The organism is Streptomyces sp. NPDC042336 (assembly GCF_055581985.1).
Genome location: NZ_JBVJEA010000001.1, coordinates 940,741 through 964,185 on the forward strand (window position 1 = coordinate 940,741; position 23,445 = coordinate 964,185).

Annotated in this window: 21 protein-coding genes; 12 read left to right on the top strand and 9 right to left on the bottom strand. The window is 72.0% G+C overall.

The window, feature by feature from the left end:
* Nucleotides 1–3 precede the first annotated feature (3 nt).
* A complete protein-coding gene (locus ACZ6IM_RS04375; RefSeq protein WP_469554160.1) occupies nucleotides 4–2,487 on the bottom strand; it encodes an ABC transporter permease in 2,484 nt (827 codons plus the stop codon).
* Nucleotides 2,481–3,257 carry an ABC transporter ATP-binding protein gene (locus ACZ6IM_RS04380; protein WP_052839946.1) on the bottom strand — a complete coding sequence of 259 codons (777 nt, stop codon included), beginning with the start codon at nucleotides 3,255–3,257 and terminating at the stop codon, nucleotides 2,481–2,483. Before ACZ6IM_RS04380 ends, ACZ6IM_RS04375 begins: the two co-directional genes overlap by 7 nt.
* Before the next feature lie 128 nt (nucleotides 3,258–3,385).
* On the opposite strand from ACZ6IM_RS04380, the gene ACZ6IM_RS04385 reads away from it, so the two are divergent.
* From ACZ6IM_RS04385 to ACZ6IM_RS04395, 3 genes are all read left to right on the top strand, one after another.
* Nucleotides 3,386–4,003: a TetR/AcrR family transcriptional regulator gene (locus ACZ6IM_RS04385; RefSeq protein WP_052839945.1), complete on the top strand. Its 618-nt coding sequence runs from the start codon at nucleotides 3,386–3,388 to the stop codon at nucleotides 4,001–4,003.
* 88 nt (nucleotides 4,004–4,091) lie between these two features.
* Nucleotides 4,092–4,946, top strand: a complete 855-nt coding sequence (locus tag ACZ6IM_RS04390; protein WP_052839944.1) for a helix-turn-helix domain-containing protein — start codon at nucleotides 4,092–4,094, stop codon at nucleotides 4,944–4,946.
* Nucleotides 4,943–5,155, top strand: coding sequence for a DUF397 domain-containing protein (locus tag ACZ6IM_RS04395; RefSeq protein ID WP_052839943.1), 213 nt, complete (start codon nucleotides 4,943–4,945; stop codon nucleotides 5,153–5,155). The genes ACZ6IM_RS04390 and ACZ6IM_RS04395 overlap by 4 nt, the downstream gene beginning before the upstream one ends.
* Before the next feature lie 5 nt (nucleotides 5,156–5,160).
* On the opposite strand, the gene ACZ6IM_RS04400 is transcribed toward ACZ6IM_RS04395, so the two are convergent.
* Nucleotides 5,161–5,391: a hypothetical protein gene (locus ACZ6IM_RS04400; protein ID WP_052839942.1), complete on the bottom strand. Its 231-nt coding sequence runs from the start codon at nucleotides 5,389–5,391 to the stop codon at nucleotides 5,161–5,163.
* Nucleotides 5,392–5,937: 546 nt separating this feature from the next.
* Here ACZ6IM_RS04400 and ACZ6IM_RS04405 point away from each other — a divergent pair.
* The 3 genes from ACZ6IM_RS04405 (at nucleotide 5,938) to ACZ6IM_RS04415 (ending at nucleotide 9,496) form a co-directional block, all read left to right on the top strand.
* Nucleotides 5,938–8,028, top strand: a complete 2,091-nt coding sequence (locus ACZ6IM_RS04405; protein WP_469554163.1) for a WD40 repeat domain-containing serine/threonine protein kinase — start codon at nucleotides 5,938–5,940, stop codon at nucleotides 8,026–8,028.
* Nucleotides 8,029–8,138: 110 nt separating this feature from the next.
* The gene (locus ACZ6IM_RS04410; protein ID WP_052839940.1) at nucleotides 8,139–8,591 is read left to right on the top strand and encodes a hypothetical protein; all 453 of its coding nucleotides are present in this window, start codon (nucleotides 8,139–8,141) and stop codon (nucleotides 8,589–8,591) included.
* A 32-nt stretch (nucleotides 8,592–8,623) separates the two neighbouring features.
* A complete protein-coding gene (locus ACZ6IM_RS04415) occupies nucleotides 8,624–9,496 on the top strand; it encodes a hypothetical protein (protein WP_052840242.1) in 873 nt (290 codons plus the stop codon).
* A gap of 36 nt (nucleotides 9,497–9,532) precedes the next feature.
* Here the strand turns inward: ACZ6IM_RS04415 and glnA are convergent, their stop codons facing one another.
* Entirely contained in the window at nucleotides 9,533–10,894 is a 1,362-nt protein-coding gene (gene glnA / locus ACZ6IM_RS04420) for a type I glutamate--ammonia ligase (RefSeq protein WP_052840241.1), read from the bottom strand.
* A 290-nt stretch (nucleotides 10,895–11,184) separates the two neighbouring features.
* Between glnA and ACZ6IM_RS04425 the strand changes: the two genes are divergently transcribed.
* The 3 genes from ACZ6IM_RS04425 to ACZ6IM_RS04435 all read left to right on the top strand — a co-directional run bounded on the left by ACZ6IM_RS04425 (nucleotide 11,185) and on the right by ACZ6IM_RS04435 (nucleotide 14,333).
* On the top strand, nucleotides 11,185–11,853 hold the full coding sequence (locus ACZ6IM_RS04425) for a DUF3105 domain-containing protein (RefSeq protein WP_052839939.1): 669 nt from the start codon (nucleotides 11,185–11,187) through the stop codon (nucleotides 11,851–11,853).
* Nucleotides 11,850–12,476: a DUF305 domain-containing protein gene (locus ACZ6IM_RS04430; RefSeq protein WP_052839938.1), complete on the top strand. Its 627-nt coding sequence runs from the start codon at nucleotides 11,850–11,852 to the stop codon at nucleotides 12,474–12,476. The genes ACZ6IM_RS04425 and ACZ6IM_RS04430 overlap by 4 nt, the downstream gene beginning before the upstream one ends.
* Before the next feature lie 96 nt (nucleotides 12,477–12,572).
* Nucleotides 12,573–14,333 carry an NAD+ synthase gene (locus ACZ6IM_RS04435; protein WP_052839937.1) on the top strand — a complete coding sequence of 587 codons (1,761 nt, stop codon included), beginning with the start codon at nucleotides 12,573–12,575 and terminating at the stop codon, nucleotides 14,331–14,333.
* A gap of 37 nt (nucleotides 14,334–14,370) precedes the next feature.
* Here ACZ6IM_RS04435 and ACZ6IM_RS04440 read toward each other — a convergent pair whose 3' ends face one another.
* The 3 genes from ACZ6IM_RS04440 to ACZ6IM_RS04450 are packed head-to-tail and all read right to left on the bottom strand — an operon-like array spanning nucleotide 14,371 to nucleotide 15,384.
* Nucleotides 14,371–14,817, bottom strand: coding sequence for a VOC family protein (locus ACZ6IM_RS04440; RefSeq protein ID WP_052839936.1), 447 nt, complete (start codon nucleotides 14,815–14,817; stop codon nucleotides 14,371–14,373).
* Between the two features lie 52 nt (nucleotides 14,818–14,869).
* Complete coding sequence (locus tag ACZ6IM_RS04445) at nucleotides 14,870–15,124, bottom strand: Txe/YoeB family addiction module toxin (RefSeq protein ID WP_030189135.1); 255 nt, start codon at nucleotides 15,122–15,124, stop codon at nucleotides 14,870–14,872.
* Nucleotides 15,121–15,384 (bottom strand): type II toxin-antitoxin system Phd/YefM family antitoxin, encoded by a 264-nt coding sequence (locus ACZ6IM_RS04450; protein ID WP_052839935.1) that lies wholly within the window; start codon nucleotides 15,382–15,384, stop codon nucleotides 15,121–15,123. Before ACZ6IM_RS04450 ends, ACZ6IM_RS04445 begins: the two co-directional genes overlap by 4 nt.
* Before the next feature lie 173 nt (nucleotides 15,385–15,557).
* Here ACZ6IM_RS04450 and ACZ6IM_RS04455 point away from each other — a divergent pair, with 173 nt between their 5' ends.
* Complete coding sequence (locus ACZ6IM_RS04455) at nucleotides 15,558–18,563, top strand: bifunctional [glutamine synthetase] adenylyltransferase/[glutamine synthetase]-adenylyl-L-tyrosine phosphorylase (RefSeq protein ID WP_052839934.1); 3,006 nt, start codon at nucleotides 15,558–15,560, stop codon at nucleotides 18,561–18,563.
* Between the two features lie 118 nt (nucleotides 18,564–18,681).
* Here ACZ6IM_RS04455 and ACZ6IM_RS04460 read toward each other — a convergent pair whose 3' ends face one another.
* Together ACZ6IM_RS04460 and ACZ6IM_RS04465 are read right to left on the bottom strand one after the other, a co-directional pair.
* On the bottom strand, nucleotides 18,682–19,542 hold the full coding sequence (locus tag ACZ6IM_RS04460; protein WP_052839933.1) for a phosphatase PAP2 family protein: 861 nt from the start codon (nucleotides 19,540–19,542) through the stop codon (nucleotides 18,682–18,684).
* A 94-nt stretch (nucleotides 19,543–19,636) separates the two neighbouring features.
* Nucleotides 19,637–20,671: a LacI family DNA-binding transcriptional regulator gene (locus tag ACZ6IM_RS04465; protein ID WP_052839932.1), complete on the bottom strand. Its 1,035-nt coding sequence runs from the start codon at nucleotides 20,669–20,671 to the stop codon at nucleotides 19,637–19,639.
* A 378-nt stretch (nucleotides 20,672–21,049) separates the two neighbouring features.
* Here ACZ6IM_RS04465 and ACZ6IM_RS04470 point away from each other — a divergent pair, with 378 nt between their 5' ends.
* Together ACZ6IM_RS04470 and ACZ6IM_RS04475 are read left to right on the top strand one after the other, a co-directional pair.
* The gene (locus tag ACZ6IM_RS04470; protein WP_469554168.1) at nucleotides 21,050–22,321 is read left to right on the top strand and encodes an extracellular solute-binding protein; all 1,272 of its coding nucleotides are present in this window, start codon (nucleotides 21,050–21,052) and stop codon (nucleotides 22,319–22,321) included.
* A 106-nt stretch (nucleotides 22,322–22,427) separates the two neighbouring features.
* Nucleotides 22,428–23,432: a carbohydrate ABC transporter permease gene (locus ACZ6IM_RS04475; protein ID WP_003976584.1), complete on the top strand. Its 1,005-nt coding sequence runs from the start codon at nucleotides 22,428–22,430 to the stop codon at nucleotides 23,430–23,432.
* The last annotated feature ends 13 nt before the right edge of the window (nucleotides 23,433–23,445 follow it).

Here is a 23,445-nt window from a genome sequence, read left to right on the forward strand (position 1 = left end):
GGCTCAGGCGGCGCGGCGCCGCAGCGCGGACGCCACCGGCACCACCGTGCCGAGCACCGCCAGCAGCGCCGAGGCGGCCGTGACGGCGCCGGCCGCCGCCCACGGCACGACGATCGGCGCCGTGCCGAACAGCTGGTGCAGGGCGGCACCGAGACCGAGCAGGTTGACCCCGGCGGCGAGCAGTGCCAGGGTCACGCCGACCGCCGTGACCAGGAGCGCCTCGGCGACGAAGAAGCGCAGGACCTGGCGCGGCGTGGCCCCGGTCAGCCCGAGGACGGCCAGGTCGCGGCGCCGGTCCGCGGTCGCCATCAGCAGGGTGTTCAGGATCGCCACGAAGCAGAACAGCACGACGATCACGGCGGTGGACCGCTGCCGGGTCTCGGTGAGGCGGTGTGCCTGCGCGGCCTCGGCGGCGACCAGCCCCTCCCGGGTGGTCAGCCGGGCCCCGCTGCCCGCGAGCGCCGCCCGCACCCGCGCGAGGGCGGCCGGGCGGTCCGTGCCCGGCGCCAGGGAGAGGGAGGCCCGGCGGACCAGGCCGTCGCGGGCGAACAGCCCCGTCCCGGCGAAGCGTTCGGGAAGGTAGGCCACGTCCTCACCGGGCAGCGCCGCATAGGTGGCGGCCACGCGCAGGGTGATGCCGCGGCCGTCCGCGAGCGTCGCAGGGACCCGGTCGCCGACCTTCATCCCCCACCGGTCGGCGACGGCCATGCTTCCTTCGTCCAGGTCGTCCAGCGAGCCGCGCACGACCTTCAGGCGGGTCGACCGGCGCAGCGCCTCGGGGTTCAGCGCGAGCCCGTCGTTCTCCTCCAGCCGCCCGTCCCCGTCGGGGAAGTAGACGGTGGTCAGCACCGGCGCGGCGACCCGCACCCCCGCCACCCGGGCCACCCGCTCCGCCACGCGCGGGCTGAACCCGGGCGTCCCGTCCTCCGGTACGACGGCGTACGGCGCCCCGACCCCCGTCCGGAACCCCGCGTCCCGGGCGGCCCCCAGCGAGTCGGTGGCCGTGAGCAGGGACAGCGCCAGCCCGACCGTCAGCAGCACCGGCGCCGCCGTGGCCGCCGTACGCCGGCGCGAGGTGAGCGCGCTCTGCCGCACGAGCAGTGCGGCGGGGCCGTGCGACCGCCGCAGTGGCCGCATCAGCACCCGGACGACGGGACCCACGAGCAGCGGTGCCAGCGCGGCGACCGCGACGACGGGCACCAGCAGCGAGACGACGTACGCGGTGGGGGAGAGGACCGTGCGCGGCGCGACCAGCCCGATCCAGCACGCGGCCGCGGCCCCGCCGGCCAGTCCGACGACCCCGAGGGCGGCCCGGCCGGGCGTCACCCCCGCGTCCTCGGCCGCACCCTCCCGCAGCGCCTCCACCGGTCGTACGCGCGAGGCCCGTCGCGCGGCGGCCACCGCACCGCAGAGGGCCACGAGCAGCCCGGTCAGGACGGCGGCCCCGAGCGGAGCGAGCACCTCCGGGCGGGCCGAGAGCTCCACCGCGAACCCGGGCGGTGCGACGTCCATCGCGACGAGCAGATCCGTCAGCGGCCGGGTGCCGAGCAGCCCGAGCACTCCGCCCCCGGCCGAGGCGAGAGCGCCGACCAGCAGGGCCTCGGCGCGGACCATGCGGCGCACCTGCGGCCCGGTGGCGCCGACCGTCCGCAGCAGGGCGATCTCCCGGCGCCGCTGCACCACCGCGAAGGCGAAGGTGGAGGCCACCACGAACACCGCGGTGGTACCGGCGACCGCGGCCATCACCGGCAGCAGGGTGAGGGTGTTGTCCAGGGCCTCCCGGTCCATCGCCGCGTCCGCGTCGGCGCGGTGCCGGTCGGCCCCGGTGAGCACCTCGGCCGTGTCCGGGACCACCGCCCGCACCCGCTCCACCGGCCCCAGCGCCACCAGGGCGTCGACACGGGGCGACAGCCTTTCCGCCTCCTCGGCGCCGAAGAAGACGGCGTCCTCCCAGCCGACCGGGGCCACCGTGCCGACGACGGTGTAGCGTCCCGGGCCGTCGGCGGCCGTCAGCACGGTCACCGTCTCCCCGGTGCGCGCCCGGCCGGCCGGGACGACGATCTCGCCTCCCGCGCGCGGCTCCCGCCCGTCCCGCAGCGCGTACCCGCCGAACTCGGCCACCGGCCAGGGGTGTCCGACCTGCTTCTCCGTGCCGCCGACGCTCGCGAGCCGCGCGTAGAAGCTCCGGTCGACGACCGCGGTGCCGGTCGCCGACACGTCCCGCACCGACCGCGGGGACAGTCCACGGGCCGCGGCGGGGGACCGCACGCCGAGATCGTGCTGTGCGGAGTCCCAGCGGGGATCGGCGGGCAGGACGACGGCGGGAGCGTGGACGAACCGGTGCGGGGGCCGCTGCGGTGGCTGTGCCGCTGACATCAGTACGACACCCAGAGCGGTCAGTTGCGCCACCGCGAGGACGAGCGCGACGACCGTCCCGAGGAACGACACCCAGCGGAGCCGGAGCGTGCCAAGCGCGACCCTCAGCACGGGGCACCCGCCGCTTCCTCCGCCGCGGGTCGGCCCAGCGCGGTCATCCGCTCGGCGACCGCCTGCGGAGTGGGCGAGCGCAGCTCTCCCGCGAGGAGCCCGTCGGCGAGGAAGACCACGCGGTCGGCGAAGGCCGCGACCTGCGGATCATGGGTGACCATGACGACGGTCCCTGCCTCCCGGTCACCGGGGGAGTGCACCAGGTCCCGCAGGACACGGAGCAGTTCGCGCCCCGTCGTGAGGTCGAGCGCCCCGGTCGGCTCGTCGGCGAAGAGGACGGCCGGGCGGGTCACCAGCGCGCGGGCGACGGCCACCCGCTGCTGCTGGCCCCCGGAGAGGTGATGCGGACGGCTCCCCGCCCGGTCGCCGAGCCCCACCTGCTCCAGCGCGCGCCGCACCTCCCCGCGTGCCGGGCGCCGGCCGGCGAGCCGCAGGGGCAGTGCGACGTTCTGCTCGGCGGTGAGGGAGGGCAGCAGGTTGTACGCCTGGAAGACGAACCCGGTGGCGGTCCTGCGGAACCGGGTCCGCTCCGTCTCGTTCAGCGAGGTCAGGTCGGTGCCGTCCAGGACGACGCGTCCGGAACTGGGCCCGTCCAGCCCAGCCGCGCACTGCAGAAGCGTCGACTTGCCGGACCCCGAGGGCCCCATCACGGCGGTGAAACACCCCCGTGAGAAGCCCAGATCGACCGGCCCGAGCACGGTCGCCTCGGCCCGTCCGGACCCGTACCGCTTGGTCAACGCCTCCAGCCGCACCGCGTCTTCGTCGCGCATGTCGCCCGCTCCCCCTCGACCACCCACATGTGGACGCCGTCCACATTTCCGACGCGTCGTAGACTAGCCGCCGATGTGAACGCCGTCCACATCGAGAGGGCGGGAGAACCGCGGACAGAGGAGTACCGATGGCCCCACGGGACACCTACCGGCACGGCGACCTGCCCAACGCGCTCATCGCGGCGGGCGTCGAACTGGCCCGGGAGGGCGGCCCGGACGCGGTGGTCCTGCGTGAGGCGACCCGCCGGGTGGGGGTGGCCCCGAACGCGGCCTACCGCCACTTCGCCGACCGGCGGGCCCTGCTGGCCGCGGTCTCCCAGGTGGGCCTGGCGGAGCTGGCCCGCACGATGGAGCGCGAACCGGCGGGAGCAGCCTCCTGCGCACGCGCGCGCCTGCGTGCCCTGGCCCGCGGCTACCTCGCCTTCGCGCAGTCCGAACCGGGCCTGTTCCGCGCCGCGTTCGCGACCACGGGCATGGCCGACACCGACACCGGGGAAGCGGCCGGGACCGGGGGCCGGACCGCCTACCGCCTCCTGTCCGAGGCCCTGGACGACCTCGCCACCACGGGTGCCCTGTCTCCCGGACACCGCCCGGACGCCGAGTACTTCGTCTGGTCCACCGTCCACGGCATGGCCGTACTCCTCACCGACGGCCCCCTGCGGGGCCTGCGTCCGCCCGAGGCGGAGGAGGCGGAACGCAGGGTGATGGAAGCGGTGGAGCGGGGCCTGTGCGGCACGTCCGGGTGACGCGGTGACCGCATTCCGTCACCCGGCGTAACGCGCTCGTCTACCTTGACGTACGTCGCGACGGGACGCGTACGACGGAGGGGTGCGGATGTCGGGGAACGGCGAGGCGGACGAGCCGGGTTGGGAGGTCGACCCGGACGACGAGTGGGGTGTGGCCGTCCTCACCACCGTGGGGAGGCAACTGAGGCTGCGCCGCGAGGCGGTGGGCATGCGGGCGGGCGACTTCGGGGTGGCGGTCGGCTACGGGGAGGACCTGGTCTACAAGGTCGAGGGCGGCAAGCGGATCCCCCGGCGGGAGTACCTGGAGAGGGCGGACCAGGTTCTCGACGCGGGCGGCCTCCTCGCCGCTGCCTGGGAGGACGTGAAGAGGGTCCGGTACCCCAAGCATGTGCGGGAGCTGGCCAAGCTGGAGGCCACGGCGGTTGAGATCTCCTTGTACGCCAACCACAACATCCATGGGCTTTTGCAGACCGAGGACCACATGCGATCGCTCTTCGACGCCTGGTTGCCCGCGTACACGGAGGAAGAGACCGAGCGGATGGTGGCGGCACGACTGGCACGCCGGTCGGTGTTCGAGCGGTCCCCGGCGCCGACCTTCAGTTTCGTCCAGGAGGAGGCGACGCTGCGCCGGCCCGTAGGGGGCAGAATGGTGTGGCGTGGTCAGCTCGAACGACTGCTTGAGCTGGGTGAGTTGCGGAGCGTATCGATCCAGGTGATGCCGACCGCACGCGAGGAGCACTTCGGCACGGGCGGTCTGATCGAGGTCCTGAAATTTCCCGACGGTACGGCGGTGGGCCGCTCCGAAGGAGCGTTCAGCGGTCGGCCCGTGTCCGACCCCAAACAGCTCCGGATCCTTGAGCTGCGCTATGGCATGATCCGGGCCCAGGCTCTCACGCCCCGAGAGTCGCGGGCCGTCATCGAGCAGATGCTTGGAGAGTCATGATCCGCGTCACCTCAACCTCGGAAGCCCCCGTTCCCGTCTGGTTCAAGAGCAGCTACAGCAGCAGCGGGGACGGCAACGACTGCGTCGAAGTGGCGATAACCCCCGCCACCATCCACATCCGCGACTCCAAGCGCCCCCACGGCCCCCGCCTCGCCGTCACGCGGACGGCGTGGGCGGGGTTCGTGAGGGCGGCGGTCGTGACGCCCTGAACGGCTCAGACCATGGTCGTGTGGACCTGGCCCTGGGCCGCCGCGCCGCCGAAGGGTGCCGAGGCGCCGAGGCCGCCGGCGAGGGTGAGCGGGCCGGACTCCGCGTAGAGGCCGGCACCGAGGGCGCCGTCGCCCGCGACCAGGGCGGTGCTCGCGGTGAGGCCGATGCCGCCGGACACCCGGTCCAGGTCCGCGTCGGAGATCTCGGCCGTCTCGACCTGGGGGACAGTGTTCATGGCAGGTCTGTTCCTTTCGTGGGGAAGGGGAGCGGTGCGGTACGCACGCCCGGCGCCCGGGGTTGGGGACATCCGGCGCGGGCCGTCGGCGTGCCGTGCACCGATCAAAGCACGGGGCTGAACGGCCCACCATCGACGAGCGGTTGAGTGCCGCCGCCCGGCGTCGCCGGATTCACCAGTGTGTGAATGCGGTCAGGGAAAGCGGCCGGATCTTCACGCCACCCACCGAGGGCAGCGGGCTCGTCGGCGCCGCGGCGCGGGCCGCCTGCCCAGCGGGCCGCCGCCGGGGCCCGACCGTGCGACCGAGCGATGAACGCTGTGGAGATTCACGGGTTTTCCGGGACCGATCCAGGAACGGGCCCCGGCCGGCCGGGGTGTGACACGCCACCGGCCGCCGTCGCCTTCCGAGAACGCGCCGGTGCCCGCGAGTCGTGCTATGGCATGATCCGGGCCCAGGCTCGCGCGTTTCGGAGTCGGGGGCCGTAGTCGAGCAGAGGCTTGGAGAGTCATGATCCGCTGCACCGCATCCACCGAAGCGCTCGCGGGATGACGGACCGTAGGCCTGACCCGGCCGCCGGTGGCATACCGGCGGCGATCGGTCCCTACCGGCTGGAGAGGCTGCTGGGCGAGGGCGGGATGGGCCGCGTCTACCTGGGACGTACGCCCGCCGGGAGCGCCGTGGCCGTCAAGGTCATCCACCGTGCGTACGCCGCCGACCCGGAGTTCCGCAAGCGCTTCGCGCTTGAGGTGGCGGCGGCCCGGCGCGTCCAGGGGCTCTACACCGTGCCCGTCGTCGCGGCGGACCTGGAGGCGGAGGAGCCATGGCTCGCCACGGCCTACGCTCCCGGACCCTCCCTCCAGCACGCCGTCGGCGAACGGGGGCCGCTGCCCGCCGACGAGGTGCTCACGCTGACGGCCAGGGTCGCCGAGGCGCTGGAGACCGTCCACGCCGCGGGAGTGATCCACCGGGACCTGAAGCCGGCCAACATCGTCCTCACCGCGGACGGACCCAAGGTCATCGACTTCGGCATCGCCCGCGCCGCGGACGTCACCGCCGTGACCGCCACGGGCATGCGCGCCGGGACGCCCGCCTACATGGCACCCGAGTACATCCGGGGCCAGCACGTCACCGAGGCCGGTGACGTGTTCGCGCTCGGCCTCGTCGCCCACTTCGCCGCCACCGGACGGCTCGCGTTCGGCGGCGGCAGCGACCACGGCGTGGCGTACCGGATCCTGGAGGCGGCGCCCGACCTCGACGGCTGCCCGGCGCCCGTGCGCGGCGTGGTGACCCGCTGCCTGGAGAAGGACCCGGCGTTGCGGCCGACGCCCGCCGAGGTCGTCCGGCTCTGCGGCCGGGCGGCGAACGGGGACTTCGACGACGGCCGCACGCCCACCGTCGTGTCCGCGCCCCCGGCGACCGGCCCGGACGCGCCCACCGCCACCGCCCCGGCGCGCACCCCGGCACCGGACGCCGACCCCGCGCCACCGTCCACCCCGCCGTACGTCGCCCTGCTCGGCGTCGTCGGTGTCATCGCCCTGGTCGGCGTACTGGTGGCGGTGCTGCTGCCGTCGTCGAAGAAGCCCCCGAAGAGCAAGCAGCCGTATCCCGTGGTCGCGGCGACCGACATCTTCGCCAAGGGGAGCACCGGCATCGCGTTCGGCCGGGACGGCAGGACGCTCGCCACCGGGGGAGAGGACGGCAGGATCAGGCTCTGGGACGTCACCACGCGCAAGGTGCGCGCCACGCTCGTCGAGAAGGACCGGTCGGGGCAGCCGATGAGCGTCCTCAACGTGACGTTCAGCGCCGACGGGAAGACGCTGGCCGCGAGGACCTACAACAGCCTGGTCGGCGTCTGGGACGTGGCAGGGCGACGGGAGATCCGCCGCATCGAGGAACACACCTACGCCATCGCCCTCAGCCCCGACGGCAAGCGGATCGCCCTCGGCGACATCATCGGGTCCGAGCTGTGGGACGTCGACAGCCGCAGCGAGGACGCGCGCGCCCACTTCACACAGGAGGTGCGCACGACGGACGTGGCGTTCAGCCCCGACGGCAAGGCCCTCGCCACCGTCGGCGACCCCTCCGACAAGCGCAGTTACCCGAACAACGAGCCGGCCAAGCTGTGGGACCTGACCCGGCTCGATCCGGAGCCCTACGGCCAGGGCGACCCCCGCCGCAACCTCGCCCTCGACGACGTCACCTACGCCGTCGCGTTCAGCCCCGACGGCAAGACCCTCGCCACCGGCGGACCGTACAGCGACGTCCGGCTGTGGGACGTGGCCACCGGCCGCCTCAAGGCCACCCTGGCCAACGACCGCGTCCAGGCCCGGGACCTGGCCTTCAGCCCCGACGGCCGGAGCCTCGCAGTCACCGCCGACGGCGGGGTACTGCTGTGGAACCTGGCAGACCGCAGGCCGAGCGCCATCCTCTCCGACGACGACAGCGGCTACGGCGACGACAAGATCCGGGAACTGGCATTCAGCCCGGACGGACGCTTCCTCGCCGGCACCACCCTCGGCGGCGTCGACGAACCGGACGAGGACTCCGACGCCCCGGACGAGTACGGCCCCTCGAACGACCCCGGGGCACACCACGGCGTACGCCTGTGGAAGCTCCCCTCAGGGACCGCTCGTTGAGCGCTCCCGCTCTGCCGGGAAGCCGGGACGGTGCACCGACTGGCCCCGGCATGGTGTCACGTGAACCCCTCGAGGCGGGTGCCGCTCACGTATCCAGTTGTCTGTTGCGCATGTCTGACGACCAGCTTTCGCAGGGCACCCTCTGCGTGATGGTCGAGCGGCCGGAGACGGGCCCCGACTTCCAGGACCGACGCGGCTCGGCGAAGCGCACGGCTGTTCAATGGCGTGAGCAGCATCCGGACGCCGAGGTGGGAATGGTGATGCTCCCGTACGGCATGGCCGCCTTATGTATCCGGGACCTGGAGCTGGAGATCCCGGGTGCACTTTTCGGGCAGGAGGAATCCGTACCCGCCACCATGCGGCAGGTGCAACTCAGCGTTCCGCTGAAGGCCGGGCCCGGGTCGGTCCTCTTCGTCTTCATGACCGAAGACCGTGAGCACTGGAACGAATACCTCGAAGTGCTCAGCGGCATCATGAAGTCGATCTCGGATGAGGAACCGAGGGTGGAGAGTGCCGTGAAGGCCGCAGTCCAGGACGCCGGAGGAACGGAGCAACGAGCGTGATCAGCATCGGGCAGGCGAAGGATGAGGCCCGCGTGAGGCGTGCGAAGTATCCTGCCCTGCTCGCGGTCGGTATCGGTTGCTACACGATCGCCGTTGTCGCGGCGATGTTCCTCCTTGCCGACGGGACCGGGCCCTTCGTCGAGATCGTCCTGTGGATTGTGCACGGACTGCTGCTCGTCGCACTGATCCGGAGACTCGGTGCTCGGGAGTCGAGCACATACGCGGCGCTGTTCGTCGTGCTGACCTCCGTGGTGTCGGTGTACGTCTTCGACCTGGGGCGCGACGACCTCACGCTGCGCCAACGTGGCGAGGAGGTCACGGCCACGGTGGTGAAGGAGCGGCTCGACCCGGCCCAGGGGCGCAAGGCCCGCCACTCCCACTACGAGCTGCGGCGCGAGGACGGCTCCCGCGTGCCCGGGCCGGAGCTGGAGACGACGACCGACCTCTACGACGTCGGCCAGGTGCTGACCGTGGTCGCGGACCCGGAAGGGGTACTCCGCCCCCGGACGCCGGGGCAGGCGGACGCCACCGGTGAGCTGCTCGGCGCGGGGGCGGCGGGCCTTGCCGCGCTCGGTGCGGTCGGGTGGATGACATGGCGCGGATCGGACGCCGCGAGCCGACGGGAGGAACGGAAGCGCCCGGCCGGCACGGGCAAGGTGTACCGGCACATCACTGGCGACTCCAGTACGCCGGACGAGCAGGAGCGGAAGCTGCGCGAAGTGCTGCGCACCCAAACGGCCGACCGGCGCGGCTACATCAAGGTCCAGCCCGAGGAGTACCCCGACGTCCCGCAGCAACGGGCGGCGCGGATCGCCTGGGAGATGGGGCTGCGCGCAGAGGCGCTGGGGAACCGGGGCTCGTGGCGGTTCGCGGAGACGGTGATCGAGGAAGTCCCCCACGACTGAACCGGGGGGCGGCCAGCCTGCCGCCCCCCGGCCCGGCTACAGCACCGGCAGCGACTTCCGCAGCTCGAACGCCGTCACCTGCGACCGGTACTCCTCCCACTCCTGCCGCTTGTTGCGGAGGAAGAAGTCGAAGACGTGTTCGCCCAGGGTCTCGGCGACCAGGTCGCTGCGTTCCATCAGGGCGAGGGCCTCGCCCAGGTTCTGCGGGAGGGGCTCGATGCCCAGGGCGCGACGCTCCGCGTCCGAGAGGGCCCAGACGTCGTCCTCGGCGCCCGGCGGCAGCTCGTAGCCCTCCTCGATGCCCTTGAGGCCGGCGGCGAGGAGGACGGCGTAGGTCAGGTACGGGTTGGCACCGGAGTCGATGGAGCGGACCTCGACGCGGGCCGAGCCGGTCTTGCCGGGCTTGTACATCGGGACGCGGACCAGGGCCGAGCGGTTGTTGTGGCCCCAGCAGATGTAGGACGGGGCCTCGCCGCCGGCGCCCGCCGTGCGCTCGGTGCCGCCCCAGATGCGCTTGTAGGAGTTCACCCACTGGTTGGTGACCGCGGAGATCTCCGCGGCGTGGCGGAGCAGGCCCGCGATGAAGGAGCGGCCGACCTTGGAGAGCTGGTACTCCGCGCCGGACTCGTAGAACGCGTTGCGGTCGCCCTCGAAGAGGGAGAGGTGGGTGTGCATGCCCGAGCCGGGGTACTCCGAGAACGGCTTCGGCATGAAGGTGGCCTGGAGGCCCTGCTCCAGCGCGACCTGCTTCATGACCAGGCGGAAGGTCATGATGTTGTCGGCCGTGGAGAGCGCGTCCGCGTAGCGCAGGTCGATCTCCTGCTGGCCGGGGGCGCCCTCATGGTGGGAGAACTCCACCGAGATGCCCATCGACTCCAGCATGGTGATCGCCTGGCGGCGGAAGTCCATGCCGATGTTCTGCGGGGTGTGGTCGAAGTACCCGGAGTTGTCGGCGGGGGTGGGCACCGAGCCGTCGACCGGCTTGTCCTTCAGCAGGAAGAACTCGATCTCCGGGTGGGTGTAGAAGGTGAAGCCCAGGTCGGAGGTGCGGGCCAGGGCGCGCTTGAGGACGTACCGCGGGTCCGCGAAGGACGGCGAGCCGTCCGGCATGAGGATGTCGCAGAACATGCGGGCCGTGCCGGGGGCCTCCGCGCGCCACGGCAGGACCTGGAACGTCGACGGGTCCGGCTTGGCGATCATGTCGGACTCGTAGACCCGGGCGAAGCCCTCGATCGCGGAGCCGTCGAAACCGATGCCCTCGTCGAAGGCCTGCTCCAGCTCGGCCGGGGCCACGGCGACGGACTTGAGGAAGCCCAGAACGTCCGTGAACCACAGGCGTACGAACCGGATGTCGCGCTCCTCCAGCGTCCGGATCACGAACTCCTGCTGCTTGTCCATCTTCCGCTTCCCCATCCTTGCTGGTCAGGCCGCCTGTCTCCGGTACGGCGGGAGGCGGTCGGGCACCTGAGCATCACACCACAGCGCCGTTACGTGTGCGTTGCGGACCTCCGTCGGCCGGCCCACCCCGTGACCGCAGCGTAGAGGCCACCTGTTCGATCGGGCCATTCCGGGGCTCCGGCCGGGACAGATCCTGTGCCCGCCCTACGAAGGTCGGGCTCCGCGCCATTACGATCAGCGGACCTCACGCTCGTCCGTCTCCAGAAGTCTTCCCAGAAGGGCAACACCCCATGGGTTCCGCCAAGAAGAGCAGCAACGCGGCGCGACAGGCCCGCATAGCCGAGATGCGGCGTGCCGAGGAGGCCCGCGACCGCAGGAACCGGATCCTCACGATCACGCTCAGCACCGTGGTCGTCGCCGGTCTCGTCGTCGGCGGCGTCCTCCTCGTCCGGTCGCAGTCCGACGACTCCTCCGGCGACACGGCCTCCGACGCCAAGACCTCCGGAAAGTTCGAGACCGGCGCGGACGGCGTGCGGACCTGGAAGGGCGACCTGGGGCGCAACCACGTCACCAAGAAGGTCACCTACCCCGTCGAGCCCCCGGTCGGCGGCGACCACAACCAGGTCTGGATGAACTGCAACGGCGACGTCTACACCAAGCCGCTGAACAACGAGAACGCCGTGCACTCCCTGGAGCACGGTGCCGTCTGGGTGACGTACACCGACAAGGCCCCCGAGGCCGACGTCCAGAAGCTGGCCGCCAAGGTCAAGAAGACGCCGTACTCGCTGATGAGCCCCGACGACAAGCAGAAGGACCCGATCGTGCTGTCCGCCTGGGGGCACCAGCGCACGGTGACCGGTGCCGACGACCCGAACGTGGACAAGTTCTTCGAGAAGTTCGTCCAGGGCCGGCAGACCCCCGAGCCGGGGGCCGCGTGCACCAACGGGCTGTCCCAGTGACCACGAAGCGGGCCGGCTGGATCGCGGGGGCCGCGGCCGCCGTGCTCGTCGCGGCCGGCGGGATCACCTACGCGGTCGCCGGGGACGACGGCGGCGGCACGGTCCCGGCCGCCGACTCCGCGGACGCCGGGTTCGCGCGGGACATGTCCGTCCACCACCAGCAGGCCGTGGAGATGTCGTACATCGTGCGCGACCGCACCGACGACGAGGAGGTGCGGCGCCTCGCGTACGACATCGCGCAGACCCAGGCCAACCAGCGCGGCATGATGATCGGCTGGCTGGACCTGTGGGCGCTGCCCAAGGTGTCCTCGGAGCCGCCGATGACCTGGATGGACATGGGCGACGCACCCTCCGCCGGTGAGGGGTCGCTGATGCCCGGGATGGCCACCGACGCCGAGATGAAGAAGCTCGGGACGCTGGACGGGAAGCAGGCCGAGGTCTACTACCTCCAGCTGATGACCGAGCACCACAAGGGCGGCGTCCACATGGCCGAGGGGTGCGTCGAGAGGTGCACGGTCGGCGTGGAGAAGCGGCTGGCCCAGGGAATGGTGGAGTCGCAGGAGTCGGAGATCCGGCTGATGGCCGACCTGCTGGCCGAGCGGGGCGCGAAGCCGCGGACGTGAGACCGCGCACATGAAGCGACCTGCGTGAGGTCCCGGACATGAGGCGGTAACACGTCCGGCGCCCCATCGCGTCGTTCTGACGATTACAGTGGACGCGTGCCTCGACTACGACTCGCCCTGAACCAGATCGACTCCACCGTCGGCGACATCGACGCCAACGCCGAGTCGGTCCTGCGCTGGACCCGGCACTCGGCCGACCAGGGAGCACACCTGGTGGCGTTCCCGGAGATGACGCTGACCGGGTATCCGGTCGAGGACCTGGCCCTCAGGTCGTCCTTCGTCGAGGCCTCCCGCGCCGCCCTGCGCTCCCTCGCGGGCCGGCTGGCGGACGAGGGCCTCGGCGGGGTCCCCGTGGTCGTCGGCTACCTCGACCGCTCGGCGACCGCGCAGCCGAGGTACGGCCAGCCGGCCGGCGCCCCGCAGAACGCGGCGGCCGTGCTGCACGGCGGCGAGGTGGCGCTGAGCTTCGCCAAGCACCACCTGCCGAACTACGGCGTCTTCGACGAGTTCCGCTACTTCGTGCCCGGTGACACCCTGCCCGTGGTGCGGGTGCGTGGCGTGGACGTGGCGCTGGCCATCTGCGAGGACCTGTGGCAGGACGGCGGCCGGGTGCCGGCGGCCCGCTCGGCACGCGCCGGGCTGCTGCTCTCCGTCAACGCCTCCCCGTACGAGCGGGACAAGGACGACACCCGGCTGGAGCTGGTGAGCAGGCGTGCCCGGGAGGCCGGGTGCACCACCGCCTACCTCGCCATGACCGGCGGGCAGGACGAGCTGGTCTTCGACGGCGACTCGATCGTCGTCGACCGGGACGGGACGGTCCTGGCCCGGGCGCCGCAGTTCACCGAGGGCTGCGTGGTGCTGGACCTCGACCTGCCCGCCGCCGAGCCGGAGCCGCCCACGGGCGTCGTGGACGACGGGCTGCGCATCGACCGGGTGGTGCTCTCCGAGCGGCCGGCGCCCGAGCCCGCCGCCGGGCCGTGGCTGTCCGGCGGCCACGCCGAGCCGCTGGACGACGACGAGGAGGTCTACTCGGCGCTCGTCGTCGGCCTGCGCGCGTACGTCACGAAGAACGGCTTCCGCTCGGTGCTGATCGGACTGTCCGGCGGCATCGACTCCGCGCTGGTCGCGTCGATCGCCTGCGACGCGCTCGGCGCCCAGCACGTGTACGGCGTCTCGATGCCGTCCAAGTACTCCTCCCAGCACTCCAGGGACGACGCGGCCGAGCTGGCCCGGCGCACCGGCCTCGACTACCGCACCGTGTCCATCGAGCCGATGTTCGACGCGTACACGGGCGCGCTGGAGCTGACCGGCCTGGCCGAGGAGAACCTCCAGTCCCGGCTGCGCGGCACGCTGCTGATGGCGCTCTCCAACCAGGAGGGCCACCTGGTCCTGGCCCCCGGCAACAAGTCGGAGCTGGCGGTCGGCTACTCGACGCTGTACGGCGACTCGGTGGGCGGGTACGGGCCCATCAAGGACGTGTACAAGACCTCGGTCTTCCGCCTCGCCGAGTGGCGCAACCGCGCGGCCGCCGCCCTGGGCCGGACCCCGCCGATCCCCGAGAACTCGATCACCAAGCCGCCGAGCGCGGAGCTGCGCCCGGACCAGGTCGACACGGACTCGCTGCCGGACTACCCGGTGCTGGACGCGATCCTCGCCCTGTACGTCGACGGGGACCGCGGCGCGGACGAGATCGTCGCCGCCGGGTACGACCGGGAGCTGGTGACGCGGACCCTGCGCATGGTGGACACCGCCGAGTACAAGCGGCGGCAGTACCCGCCGGGCACCAAGATCTCGTCCAAGGGCTTCGGCAAGGACCGCCGCCTGCCGGTCACCAACCGCTGGCGGGAGAGAGGCTGAGGCGGCGGAACCCCGTACGGGGCGGCCCCCGTACCGGCTAGCCTCCGCGCTTGAGGTCGGCCAGCACCTTGTGCAGCGGCTCCGCCACCCGGCGCCGGTACTCCTGGATCGCCCAGCCGTTGCCGTCCGGGTCCTTGAAGTACATGAAGGTGGCGCCGTCGTCCGGGGCGTACTGCACCGGCTCGGAGACCTCCAGGCCCCGCGCGGTCAGCTCGGCGTGGGCCGCCTTGATGTCGGCGACGCAGAGCTGGAGGCCCTGGTACGAGCCCGGTTCCGGCCGGGTCTGCCCCTGCGCCATGTCCCAGATGGCGTCGCCGAGGGCGAGGGAACAGCCGGAGCCCGGGGGCGTCAGCTGGACGATCCGCATGCCCGGCATGACCTCCTGGTCGATGTCGACGTGGAAGCCGACCTTGTCGCGGTAGAAGTCCCGGGCGCGGTCGATGTCGGTGACGGGGAGCGGGACGACTTCGAGCGTGAAGTCCATGGCATGACTCCTTCGGCCCGCGTCGGCCGCGGGCGTCAGTGGTGCGCGAGTGTCAGTAGTGGTAGCGCGCCTGGACGATGACCAGCAGGTCATCGGTCGGCTTGTACACAAGACGGTGCGTGTCGTCGATGCGCCGTGACCAGTAGCCGGACAGGTCGCCCTTGAGGGGCTCCGGCTTGCCGATGCCCTTGAACGGGTCACGGGCGATGTCGGCGATCAGTCTGTTGATCCGCTTGGTCACCTTCCGGTCGCTCTCGGCCCAGTGGACGTAGTCCTCCCAGCCGTGGGACGTGAAAGTGATCCTCACGCCCGCTCCGCGTCCGGGTCGATCAGCTCACGCTGCCGTGCGTCGCCCGCCTCGGCCTCGGCGATGGAGTCGAGCAGACGCCGGGCGTTCCTCGGCGAGCGCAGGAGGTGCACCGTCTCCGTCCACGCCGTGAAGTCCTCCTCGGACATGAGCACGGCATTCCCCTTGCGGGAGGTGATGTGCACCGGGGCGTGGTCCTCGTTGACCTGCTCTATCAGCGGGAACAGATTCTGACGGGCTTCGCTGGCGGTGATGGACATACCAGTGCCTCCCTTCCTCGGCTTGTACAAGATATCGTACGAGTCTGGAGCGGTCCACCGGAAAGCGGGAGCGGTACGTCCCGGCGCCCGCACGCCGTTCCCCGGCTACGCTCAGCCCGTACGACCTTGATCCGACCGGGCCCACGTGCCCCGCAGTCCGACTGGAGGGCGAGATGACGGCGCCGGGGCGCAGGAGCAGTACCTTCACGCGGCTGCTGCGGCACGGCTTCACCGATCCCTCGGCCGCCGAGCGGCTGCTGGAGGGGGCGGAGCTGGCCGAGCTGCGCGCCGACCCCGTGCTCCTGGAGGCGCTGGGCGCCACCGCCGACCCGGACCTCGCCCTGCACGGACTGGTGCGGCTGCTCGAGGCGCAGCCCGACCCCACCGCCCGCCAGGAGCTGCTGGACACCCTGATAGCGGCCAAGCCGCTGCGGGACCGCCTCCTCGGGGTGCTCGGCGCCTCCGAGGCGCTCGCCGACCACCTCGCCCGGCACGCGGGGGACTGGCGGACCCTGGTCACGTACGAGCCGCGCGACCTGCACCGCGGGGTGGAGGAGTTCGAGCGGGGACTCGCCGAGGCCACCGACCCGGTGTCCCTGCGCGTCGCCTACCGGCGCTGCCTGCTGTCCATCGCCGCCCGCGACGTGTGCGGCACCATCGACGTCGCCGAGACCGCCGCCGAGCTGGCCGACCTCGCCACCGCCACCCTGCGCGCCGCCCTGGCCCTCGCCGAGGCCGCCGCCCCCGAGGACGCCGCGCGGTGCCGGCTGGCGGTGATCGCGATGGGCAAGTGCGGCGGGCACGAGCTGAACTACGTCTCCGACGTCGACGTGATCTTCGTGGGCGAGCCCGCGGAGGGCGCCGGCCCCGACGTGGACGAGACCAAGGCGCTGCGGGCCGCGACCTCGCTGGCCTCGCACATGATGCGGATCTGCTCCGAGACCACCGTCGAGGGCTCGATCTGGCCCGTCGACGCCAACCTCCGCCCCGAAGGCCGCAACGGCCCGCTGGTGCGCACCCTCAGCAGCCACGTCGCCTACTACCAGCGCTGGGCCAAGACCTGGGAGTTCCAGGCGCTGCTCAAGGCCCGCCCGGTGGCCGGCGACCCCGGCCTCGGCGCCGAGTACGTGGCCGCCCTCCAGCCGCTGGTGTGGCAGGCCGCCGACCGCGAGAACTTCGTCCCGGACGTGCAGAAGATGCGCCGCCGGGTGGTGGAGAACATCCCCGTCGCCGAGGTCGACCGGCAGCTCAAGCTCGGGCCGGGCGGCCTGAGGGACGTCGAGTTCGCCGTGCAGCTGCTCCAGCTGGTGCACGGGCGGGCGGACACCTCCCTGCACAGCGGCACGACGCTGGACGCGCTGGAGGCGCTCGCCGCGGGCGGCTACGTCGGCCGTACGGACGCCGCCCAGCTCGACGAGGCGTACCGCTTCCTGCGCTCCATGGAGCACCGCATCCAGCTGCACCGGCTGCGCCGCACCCACCTCGTGCCCGAGGAGGAGGCCGACCTGCGCCGCATGGGGCGCTCCCTGGGCATGCGCACCGACCCGGTGGCCGGACTGCTGCGTGTGTGGAAGCGGCACGCCGCCGTCGTCCGCCGGCTGCACGAGAAGCTGTTCTACCGGCCGCTGCTCGACGCCGTCGCCCAGCTCGCGCCCGGCGAGGCCCGGCTCAGCCCCGAGGCGGCCCGGGAGCGCCTGGTCGCCCTCGGTTACGCCGACCCGGCCGCCGCGCTCAGGCACCTGGAGGCGCTGGCCTCCGGTGTCACCCGCAAGGCCGCCATCCAGCGCACCCTGTTGCCCGTGCTGCTCGGCTGGTTCGCCGACTCCGCGGACCCGGACACCGGACTGCTGAACTTCCGCAAGGTCTCCGACGCGCTCGGCACCACCCCCTGGTACCTCAGGCTGCTGCGGGACGAGGGCGCGGCCGCCGAGAACCTGGCCCGCGTGCTCTCCGCCGGGCGGCTCGCCCCCGACCTGCTGATGCGTGCCCCGGAGGCCGTGGCGCTGCTCGGGGACGGCGTCGCCGGGGGACTGCGGCCGCGCGGCCGGGCCCAGCTGGAGCAGGAGACCCTCGCCGCGGTCCGGCGCGCCGACGACGCCGTACAGGCCGTCACCGCGGTGCGCGGCGTACGGCGCCGGGAGCTGTTCCGCACGGCCGCCGCGGACATCGTCGGCTCCTACGGCACCGAGGCCCGGCCCGTCGCGGCCGACCAGGGCGCGCTGGTGGACCTGGTCGGCGGCGCCGTGTCCGACCTGACGGCGGCGACCCTGGCGGGGACGCTGCGGGCGGTGGTGCGGGAGAAGTGGGGCGACGTCCTGCCGACCCGGTTCGCGATCATCGCCATGGGCCGCTTCGGCGGACACGAGCTGGGCTACGGCTCGGACGCGGACGTGCTGTTCGTGCACGAGCCCCGGGACGGGGTGGACGAGCGGGAGGCGGGCGACGCCGCCAACAAGGTCGTCTCCGAGATGCGGCGCCTGCTCCAGGTGCCGAGCGCCGACCCGCCGCTGCTGATCGACGCCGACCTGCGCCCCGAGGGCAGGTCGGGGCCGCTGGTGCGGACCCTGAAGTCGTACGAGGCCTACTACCGGCGCTGGTCGCTGGGGTGGGAGTCGCACGCGCTGCTGCGGGCCGAGTTCGTCGCCGGGGACGAGGACCTCGGACGGCGCTTCATCGAGTTGATCGACCCCTTGCGGTACCCGGAGGGCGGGCTGGAGGAGGACGCCGTACGGGAGATCCGGCGGCTGAAGGCCCGCATGGAGTCCGAGCGGCTGCCGCGCGGGGCCGACCCCAAGCTGCACGCCAAACTGGGGCCGGGCGGTCTGTCCGACGTGGAGTGGACCGTGCAGCTGTTCCAGCTGCGGCACGGGCACGAGATCGCCGGGCTGCGGACCACCAGGACGCGGGCGGCGCTGGCCGCGGCCCGTGACGCGGGGCTGGTCTCGGAGGAGCACACCGCCACGCTCGACGAGGCCTGGGTGCTGGCGACCCGGGTCCGCAACGCGGTGATGCTGGTCCGCGGGCGGGCCGGCGACACCTTCCCGACCGACCCGCGCGAGCTGGCGGCGGTGGGGCGCTACCTGGGCCACGGGCCGGGTCACGCGGGCGACATGCTCGACGAGTACCGCCGCACGGCCCGCCGGGCCCGGACGGTGGTGGAGGAGCTGTTCTACGCATAGCCGCCGCCGCTGCGGGCAGTCGTACGCCGCCTCAGCTGCGGGCAGTCGTGCCTCCCCCAGTGCCTGAACGGCCTGGGAGGTACCCCAAGGCGGCACGGGTGGGCGCAGCGGCACCCCGCTACGCCGGGCTGCGCACCCACCTCCGCCGTCGCCCGGCCTCCGGCGCCATGCGAGGCAACCGGTACGGCAGGCTCCCGTACCACGCGGCAGCGACGCCGTACCCGAACGCCAGGCACAGCACGCCCCCCACCGCGTCCAGCCAGAAGTGGTTCGCCGTCGCCACGATCACCACCAGCGTGAGCGCCGGATACAGCAGCCCCAGCACCCGCACCCACGGCACCGAGGCCAGCGCGAAGATCGTCAGCCCGCACCACACCGACCACCCGATGTGCATCGACGGCATCGCGGCGTACTGGTTGGACATGTTCTTCAGGTCGCCGGACGCCATCGACCCCCACGTCTGGTGGACCATCACCGTGTCGACGAAGTGCCCGCCGGTCATCAGCCGGGGCGGGGCGAGCGGGTACAGGTAGTAGCCGACCAGGGCGACACCCGTGGTCGCGAAGAGCACCAGCCGGGTCGCCGCGTAGCGGCCGGGGTGGCTGCGGTAGAGCCACACCAGGACACCCAGGGTCACCACGAAGTGCAGCGTGGCGTAGTAGTAGTTCATGCCGACGACCAGCCAAGTCACCGAGTTCACGGCGTGGTTGACGGACTCCTCGACGGCGATCCCCAGTTGCTGCTCGACGCGCCAGATCCAGTCGGCGTTGCGCAGTGCCGCCGTCCGCTGTTCCGGCACCGCGTTGCGGACGAGGGAGTACGTCCAGTAGCTGAGCGCGATCAGCAGGATCTCGAACCAGAGACGGGGGCGGCGCGGGGTGCGGAGCCGGGACAGCAGGCTCTTCCCCGTCGGCTCTGTGACGGGGTGCGGAACGCCGTCCTCCAGGCGTTCCCGTGTCCTCACGGTCGCGTCACCCATAGGTATGAAGTCTGCCAGAAAAGCCCTCTCCCACCGATCATCCCCCAGTCGGATCCGACCCGCATCCGCCCCTGAGCCGGCACCCCCGTGGGGGTCAGGGGCGGATGCGCTCGCCCGGTGCCGACGCCGTCGAGCCGCGCACCACCAGTTCCGGCATGAACACGAACTCGCTGTGCGGTGCGGGCGTCCCGCCGATCTCTTCGAGCAGCGTGCGTACCGCCGCCTGCCCCATCGCGGGCACCGGCTTGCGGACCGTGGTCAGCGGCGGGTCGGTGAAGGCGATCAGCGGCGAGTCGTCGAAGCCGACGACCGAGACGTCCTTGGGCACGTCCAGGCCCGACTGCCGGGCCGCGCGTATCGCGCCCAGCGCCATCATGTCGCTGGCGCAGACCACCGCCGTGCAGTCCCGCCCGATGAGCGCGGAGGCCGCCGCCTGGCCGCCCTCCAGGGTGTACAGGGAGTGCTGGACCAGTTCCTTCTCCACCGTCTCGGCACTCAGGCCCAACTGCTCCTGCACGGTGCGCACGAACCCCTCGATCTTGCGCTGCACCGGCACGAACCGCTTCGGCCCGAGGGCCAGCCCGATCCGGGTGTGGCCGAGCGAGACGAGGTGGGTGACCGCGAGGCTCATCGCGGCCCGGTCGTCGGGGGAGATGAACGGCGCCTGCACCTGCGAGGAGAAGCCGTCGACCAGGACGAAGGGCACGCCCTGCGCGCGCAGCCGCTCGTAGCGCTGCATGTCGGCGGTGGTGTCGGCGTGCAGTCCCGAGACGTAGATGATGCCGGCCACCCCGCGGTCGACCAGCATCTCGGTCAGCTCGTCCTCCGTGGAGCCGCCCGGCGTCTGGGTGGCGAGGACCGGCGTGTAGCCCTGGCGGGTCAGCGCCTGCCCGATGACCTGGGCCAGCGCCGGGAATATCGGGTTCTCCAGCTCCGGGGTGATCAGGCCCACCAGGCCCTCGCTGCGCTGCCGCAGCCGCACGGGGCGCTCGTAGCCCAGCACGTCCAGGGCGGCGAGCACGGACTGGCGGGTGGTGGCGGCGACGCCCGGCTTCCCGTTGAGGACGCGGCTGACCGTCGCTTCGCTCACCCCCGCCTGGGCGGCGATGTCGGCAAGCCGTGTGGTCACAGGGGTGGACTGTACCTGCCGGCCGCTTCCTTGCACACCGATCGGGCGCCGTGGGCGGCCTGTTGGACGGCCCGGCGCGGGCTGCTGCGTCATCGCGCTCCCTCGAGAAAGTGGCGGCAAGAGCTTGCAGAGTCTTGCACAACCCGCCCGATACCGCTCGGGCCCCGTAAACAAGCGTCTCATGACGGTCGCCGAGAGGTCACGCCCGGATAACTTCGGAGATCTCTTGCACATTTTTGCTGCAAGACCTTTCGCCGGGCTTACAACGCTGTTACGTTCACGTCGCTCGGCGGCGGCAACGACGCGGCCGACAGTGGCAGGAGCGGCGGACGGGCCCGCACCCTGCACCACACGGGCTTTCACCCTCAAGGAGAACTCATGCGGCGTGGCATAGCGGCCACCGCGCTGGTGGCGTCCCTCGCCCTGGCGGCGACGGCGTGCGGCGGAGACGACGGCGGCGACAGCGAGTCGGGCGGACCGGTCACCATCACTTACTGGGACACCTCCAACGCGACCAACGAGGCGCCGACCTACAAGGCCCTGGTCAAGGAGTTCGAGGCCGCCAACAAGGGCGTCAAGGTCAACTTCGTCAACGTGCCCTTCGACCAGGCGCAGAACAAGTTCGACACCGCCGCGGGCTCCAAGGGCGCCCCCGACGTGCTGCGCTCCGAGGTCGGCTGGACGCCCGCCTTCGCCAAGAAGGGCTTCTTCCTGCCGCTGGACGGCACCGAGGCCCTCGCCGAGCAGGACAAGTTCCAGCCCAGCCTGATCGAGCAGGCCAAGTACGAGGGCAAGACCTACGGCGTCCCGCTGGTCACCGACACCCTCGCCTTCGTCTACAACAAGGAACTCTTCAAGAAGGCCGGCGTCGAGGCCCCCAAGACCTGGGACGACCTGAAGAAGGCCGCCGCCACCATCAAGGACAAGACCGGCGCCGACGGCTACTGGGCCTCCACGGCCGGGTACTACGCGCAGCCGTTCCTGTACGGCGAGGGCACCGACACGGTCGACGCCGAGGGCAAGAAGGTCACGGTCGGCTCGCCCGCGGCGAAGAAGGGCTACGGCACCTGGCTGAGCCTCTTCGACGGCAAGGGCCTGCACAAGGCCGACACCACCGCGGACGCCTACGCCCACATCCAGGAGGCGTTCGTCAGCGGCAAGGTCGCCTCGATCATCCAGGGCCCGTGGGAGATCACCAACTTCTACAAGGGCTCGGCCTTCAAGGACAAGAACAACCTCGGCATCGCCACCGTCCCGGCCGGTTCCACCGGCAAGGCGGGCGCGCCGACCGGCGGCCACAACCTGTCGGTCTACGCCGGTTCGGACAAGGCCCACCAGGAGGCGGCGCTGAAGTTCGTGAAGTTCATGATCTCGGCGAAGTCCCAGGAGACCGTCGCCCTGAAGAACTCCACGCTGCCGACCCGCGACGACGCCTACACCGGCAAGGTCAAGGCCGACCCGGGCATCGCCGGCTTCCAGACGGTCCTGCCGGCCGCCCAGCCGCGCCCGGCGCTGCCCGAGTACAGCTCCCTGTGGACGCCGCTGGACGACGAGCTGCCCCAGATCGCCGGCGGCAAGAAGTCCCTGGACGAGGGGCTGGGCGACGTCGAGACCGCGATCGCCAAGCTGGTGCCGGACTTCAGCAAGTAGCCACACCCGACCGCCGGGCCCCACTGGGGGGAGGGGCCCGGCGGTCACCGGCCGCACCCCGACCGCTGACCTCTGACCTTCCCGATGCTCCCGAAGGTGTCGAACCATGACAGTCGCCATCGACCGCGCGACCGGCAAGCGCCGCGGTGACCGCACCCCGCGGCCCGGCCTCGGCCGCCGTCTGAAAGACGGCTACCAGAAGCACTGGTACGCCTACGCCATGATCGCGCCGGTGGCCGTCGTGATCGGCGTCCTCGTGCTCTACCCGCTGGGCTACGGCCTCTACCTCACCCTCACCGACGCCAACAGCCTCAACAGCGCGCGCACCATCGGCGTCAACGAGATCGAGGCCACCTACAAGTTCGTCGGCCTGGACAACTACGCCGACATCCTGTGGGGCCCGACGGCGTACGACCGCTTCTGGTCGCACTTCATCTGGACCATCGTGTGGACGGCGGTCTGCGTCGGCCTGCACTTCTTCATCGGCCTCGGGCTCGCCCTGCTGCTCAACCAGAAGCTGCGCGGCCGCACCTTCTACCGGCTGATCCTGGTCCTGCCCTGGGCCGTGCCCACCTTCGTCACCGTCTTCGGCTGGCGCTTCATGCTCGCCGACCAGGGCATCATCAACTCCGCCCTGGACTGGCTGCACCTGCCGACGCCCGCGTGGCTGGAGGACACCTTCTGGCAGCGCTTCTCCGCGATCATGGTCAACACCTGGTGCGGTGTGCCGTTCATGATGGTCTCGCTCCTCGGCGGCCTGCAGTCCATCGACAACAGCCTCTACGAGGCCTCGGAGATGGACGGCGCCAACGCCTGGCAGCGTTTCCGCTACGTCACCCTGCCCGGTCTGCGGTCGGTCAGCTCCACCGTCGTGCTGCTCGGCATCATCTGGACCTTCAACCAGTTCGCCGTGATCTTCCTGCTGTTCGGCAACACCGCCCCCGACGCGCAGATCCTCGTCACCTGGGCGTACCAGCTCGGCTTCGGACAGCAGCCGCGCGACTTCGCGCAGTCCGCGGCCTACGGCATCCTGCTGCTGGCCATCCTGATCGTCTTCACCTCCTTCTACCGCCGCTGGCTGAACCGCAATGAGCAGCAGCTCGCGAACTGAGGCAGGAGCCGCC

Excerpts from the sequence above, each read along its gene's own strand:
- ACZ6IM_RS04380 (WP_052839946.1), bottom strand. The coding sequence starts at position 3,257 with ATGCGCGACGAAGACGCGGTGCGGCTGGAGGCGTTGACCAAGCGGTAC.
- ACZ6IM_RS04385 (WP_052839945.1), top strand. The coding sequence starts at position 3,386 with ATGGCCCCACGGGACACCTACCGGCACGGCGACCTGCCCAACGCGCTC.
- ACZ6IM_RS04390 (WP_052839944.1), top strand. The coding sequence starts at position 4,092 with ATGTCGGGGAACGGCGAGGCGGACGAGCCGGGTTGGGAGGTCGACCCG.
- ACZ6IM_RS04395 (WP_052839943.1), top strand. The coding sequence starts at position 4,943 with ATGATCCGCGTCACCTCAACCTCGGAAGCCCCCGTTCCCGTCTGGTTC.
- ACZ6IM_RS04400 (WP_052839942.1), bottom strand. The coding sequence starts at position 5,391 with ATGAACACTGTCCCCCAGGTCGAGACGGCCGAGATCTCCGACGCGGAC.
- ACZ6IM_RS04405 (WP_469554163.1), top strand. The coding sequence starts at position 5,938 with ATGACGGACCGTAGGCCTGACCCGGCCGCCGGTGGCATACCGGCGGCG.
- ACZ6IM_RS04410 (WP_052839940.1), top strand. The coding sequence starts at position 8,139 with ATGTCTGACGACCAGCTTTCGCAGGGCACCCTCTGCGTGATGGTCGAG.
- glnA (WP_052840241.1), bottom strand. The coding sequence starts at position 10,894 with ATGGACAAGCAGCAGGAGTTCGTGATCCGGACGCTGGAGGAGCGCGAC.
- ACZ6IM_RS04425 (WP_052839939.1), top strand. The coding sequence starts at position 11,185 with ATGGGTTCCGCCAAGAAGAGCAGCAACGCGGCGCGACAGGCCCGCATA.
- ACZ6IM_RS04440 (WP_052839936.1), bottom strand. The coding sequence starts at position 14,817 with ATGGACTTCACGCTCGAAGTCGTCCCGCTCCCCGTCACCGACATCGAC.
- ACZ6IM_RS04450 (WP_052839935.1), bottom strand. The coding sequence starts at position 15,384 with ATGTCCATCACCGCCAGCGAAGCCCGTCAGAATCTGTTCCCGCTGATA.
- ACZ6IM_RS04455 (WP_052839934.1), top strand. The coding sequence starts at position 15,558 with ATGACGGCGCCGGGGCGCAGGAGCAGTACCTTCACGCGGCTGCTGCGG.
- ACZ6IM_RS04460 (WP_052839933.1), bottom strand. The coding sequence starts at position 19,542 with ATGGGTGACGCGACCGTGAGGACACGGGAACGCCTGGAGGACGGCGTT.
- ACZ6IM_RS04470 (WP_469554168.1), top strand. The coding sequence starts at position 21,050 with ATGCGGCGTGGCATAGCGGCCACCGCGCTGGTGGCGTCCCTCGCCCTG.
- ACZ6IM_RS04475 (WP_003976584.1), top strand. The coding sequence starts at position 22,428 with ATGACAGTCGCCATCGACCGCGCGACCGGCAAGCGCCGCGGTGACCGC.